The sequence below is a fragment of the Candidatus Omnitrophota bacterium genome, from assembly GCA_013791745.1.
Classification (GTDB): Bacteria; CG03; CG03; order CG03; family CG03; genus CG03.
Map to the genome: position 1 here is coordinate 1 of VMTH01000075.1, position 3,415 is coordinate 3,415.

At 46.7% G+C, this 3,415-nt stretch carries 4 protein-coding genes; all 4 read left to right on the forward strand.

The window, feature by feature from the left end; translation table 11 throughout:
• The first annotated feature begins 253 nt into the window (after window positions 1-253).
• The gene (locus FP827_03495; protein MBA3052138.1) at window positions 254-832 is read left to right on the forward strand and encodes a carbon monoxide dehydrogenase; all 579 of its coding nucleotides are present in this window, start codon (window positions 254-256) and stop codon (window positions 830-832) included.
• Window positions 832-1,986, forward strand: a complete 1,155-nt coding sequence (locus tag FP827_03500; protein ID MBA3052139.1) for a ferredoxin oxidoreductase — start codon at window positions 832-834, stop codon at window positions 1,984-1,986. The genes FP827_03495 and FP827_03500 overlap by 1 nt, the downstream gene beginning before the upstream one ends.
• Window positions 1,983-2,837, forward strand: a complete 855-nt coding sequence (locus FP827_03505; protein ID MBA3052140.1) for a ferredoxin oxidoreductase — start codon at window positions 1,983-1,985, stop codon at window positions 2,835-2,837. Before FP827_03500 ends, FP827_03505 begins: the two co-directional genes overlap by 4 nt.
• Window positions 2,838-2,860: 23 nt before the next feature.
• Window positions 2,861-3,415 (forward strand): ferredoxin oxidoreductase (locus FP827_03510; GenBank protein ID MBA3052141.1); only part of this gene is annotated, 555 nt, incomplete at its 3' end.

Consider the following 3,415-nt stretch of genomic DNA (forward strand, 5'->3'; position numbering starts at 1 on the left):
AACTAAAGAAAAAACAGAAAGTTGATGGAACGATTGTAACAGTTTCTGGGGGCACAACCAAAAAACCATATAAGCTTCATATTAAAGAAGTGAAAGTTACAGGGTATCTTTCTCAATATAAAAAAAATGTTTCAAGTGCTGAATGCGGCGCCAGTATAAAAGCTTAACTGTATTAATATACAAATTGAAAAAGAGCGGGAGAAGAGGGACAGGCGGAATTAAGAGAGAATATTGAAATTTCAGAGGAGGAATGATGCAAGAGACTAATTACAGGGTGATTAACGGGCCGGAAGGTTATCTGCCGCCGGCGGCAGCTTCCATGGGAGTGGTTCTTCCCGACAGAGGGCAAGCTCTGATTGAGGGAAGAATTGTGGCAGAAAAAGAGGCAATGGAAAAAATAGCGGAAAAACTGCTGTCCGCGAAAAATCCATATTTTTTCCCTGGCCCGCTTATTCTCTGGGCATGGAATGATAAAGCTGTAGAGAAAGCGAAAGCAATAAAGGAGCTCGCTGATACCGCGGGGGCAAAAATAATCCCTATGTCGGACTATCGCCCCAAGTATCCGATGATCAATCCTGCGGAAGAAATCAATCCGAATCATCCGAACCTTACCATCTGGCACAACAAAATAGATGTCTGTGTTTTTGTGGGGGTGCACTGTCATTATGCGAATCTGGCGCTGAAAATTATCAGGGGAGGGACAGACTGTTACACCATTGCGCTCTGCGCAAACTACGGCCACGAGGACGCGATGATTTCATTGAGGGATGTTCACGCCGAGGAAGTGCGCAATTTAACGGCTGTAATCAAAAAAATGAAGGGAGGGAAATAATGTCCGATAAAGCAATTCAACAGAAAATTGTAGAACCGGAAGAGCTTTTCTTTAAAGCTAAACGGGAAAAACAGTTTATCACGGGAAGTGAAGCGGTTAAAGAATCAATAAAAAGGGCAAATGTGGATATGGCAATATCCTATCCTATTACACCACAGTCGGAGAGCATGCATCTTGTGGGAGATATTTATGCTCAAGGTTATGTTAAAGACTATTACCGCGGAGAAAATGAATTAGGTGTAATGTCAGCGGTAGCCGGTGCCTCTATGGGGGGGGTGAGAGTTTTTACCGCAACCGGCGGACAAGGTGCTCTGCGGGCTTTTGAGATGTTTCCAACATGGGCAGGAGCAAGGCTGCCTATTGTGTGCGCCTTTTTCTGCAGAGGATTAAATTCGCCATTGACCATTCAGCCGGATACGATTGAGATAGGTTTGCTGCTGGATACGGGGATGATTATATTACATGCCGAAACAGCGCAGGATCTTTACGATATGATTCTTAAAGCTTTTATTATAGCGGAAGAGCCGGATGTTCACCTGCCTGTCGCTGTTTTTGCCGACGGATTTTTTGTCACCCATACGAGGGAAATGGTTGAGATAGCGCCGGAGGATATAAAACTTCCGCCGTACAATCCGTATAAGTCGCCTGTTCCTGTTATGGATATGGAAACACCGCCGGTGAGACAGATGCGCGATCCCTTTGTGATGAAAAGCAATTATGTAAGTTATGCCTGTCATGCTTCATGGCAGCAGGAAGTCCGGGCCGCGGCGGAAAGAGCAAGAAAACACATAAACAAATATCTCGGCGGTTTGCTGGAGACGGAAAATGAGGATGCGGAAATTCTGATTATGGCCTCCGGTACCGCGGTTTCCCAGTCAAGGGCCGCTATAATTCGGGCGGAAGCAGAGGGGCTCAAAGTCGGCCTGGTGAAACTCAAATCGCTGAGGCCTTTTCCGAAAGACGAAATAAAGGCTCTGGCTAAGGGTAAAAAAGCCGTCATTGTTCCCGAATTCAATATAACCGGCTGGCTTGCGCGGGAAATAAAATCTGTTGTTGAGGATAATTCCAAAGTCATCGGCGCGCCGAGGGTGTTCGGAGGAATGACAATGCCGCCGGAGCTGATTTTAGAGGAAATAAGGAGGCGCTCAAAATGAATAATAAAATCTACGAAATCTCACCGGGGTTTGAAGAAATAATGCCGAAGGATTACCGTGATTTGGTCAACGACGGCCCTTTCGGTAAAAAACTGGGAGTCAAGGACTTAGGGACTTTTAAGGAGCTGCTCGAAGAGCACCCTCTCTGCGCCGGTTGCGGGTTAGCTCTTTCCAAGCGGTTGATTTTAGCGTCGCTGCCGTCTCCCGAGAATACCGTAATTGTAGGCACCACCGGCTGCAGCAGCCTCTCTTTTGCTCAGGTTGCCATCCATAATATACACTCAATATTCGGAAATCAGAATGCCGTTGCCACCGGGTTGAAACGGGCTCTGGAGATAAGGTTTCCTGATAAAACAAAGGATGTGGTGGCTATGGGCGGCGACGGCGCGATTGGCGATATAGGACTCGGTATGGTGATGCACTCCTGGTTCCGGGGTGAAAAATTCACGACTATAATGTTTGATAACGAAGCTTATGCCAACACCGGCGGGCAGGAAAGCGGCATGTCTCAGAAGGGAGCAGTTCTCAATATGGCGCCTACGGGAAAAAAGTACGCTAAACTTCCTATGCCGGAAATCGCCAGAGACGCGGGTTGTGTTTATTCGGCATCGGTAACTCCCGCCCGTCCGAAACGGCTTGAAAAAATGGTAAGGAGAGCGGTTATTCTCGCGAGAAAACTGGGGCCGACCTACATCCAGATATACTGTCCCTGTCCGACAAATTACAAATTCAAACCGTCGGAATCGTTGAAGAGAACGAGGGATATGGAAAAAAGCGGCGCTTATCAGATAAAAGAATATATAAGTCCCGCGGCGGAAGAGCTGATTAAAAAATTTGAGGAGGTAAAGTGAACCAGAAAAGCATATCAATAAGAATGTCCGGCTTAGGGGGGCAGGGAGTGATAACCGCCGCTCACATCATAGGAGGAGCCGCGGTACTGGACGGCAAGTTCAGCACTGTTAACCCTTTTTTCGGAGCGGAGAAGCGCCTTGCGCCGGCGGAGAGCTATGTCCGTATTTCGGGAAACAATATTTATGAGAGGGGTGAGATTGTATATCCTGATATAATTATGATATTTCATCCCCATGTAATCACTATGGGAAAATGTTATACAATGCCTTTTTATGATGGACTGAAGAGTAACGGCATAGTGATAATCAACGCCGAAACAGCGCTTGATTTCACCGACGAAGATAAGCGGAATTTAAGTAAAATAAAGGCGAATGTTTTTTATGTGCCCGCCACTTCTATCGCGCTGGATGTTGCCAAAACAGAGCTTTCCGTGAACATGGCTATGATGGGAGCGCTGGTGGGCGTCACTCAAATAGTATCGATGGGGAATCTGAAAGAATCGCTCAAGGAGAGATTCGGCAAGAAAAAATTTATCGCATCAGCGACCACGGCGGCGCTTGACGACGCTATGAAAAGC

Bases quoted from the DNA above. Each gene is read 5' to 3' on its own strand.
- FP827_03495 (MBA3052138.1), top strand. From the start codon at position 254: ATGCAAGAGACTAATTACAGGGTGATTAACGGGCCGGAAGGTTATCTG.
- FP827_03500 (MBA3052139.1), top strand. From the start codon at position 832: ATGTCCGATAAAGCAATTCAACAGAAAATTGTAGAACCGGAAGAGCTT.
- FP827_03505 (MBA3052140.1), top strand. From the start codon at position 1,983: ATGAATAATAAAATCTACGAAATCTCACCGGGGTTTGAAGAAATAATG.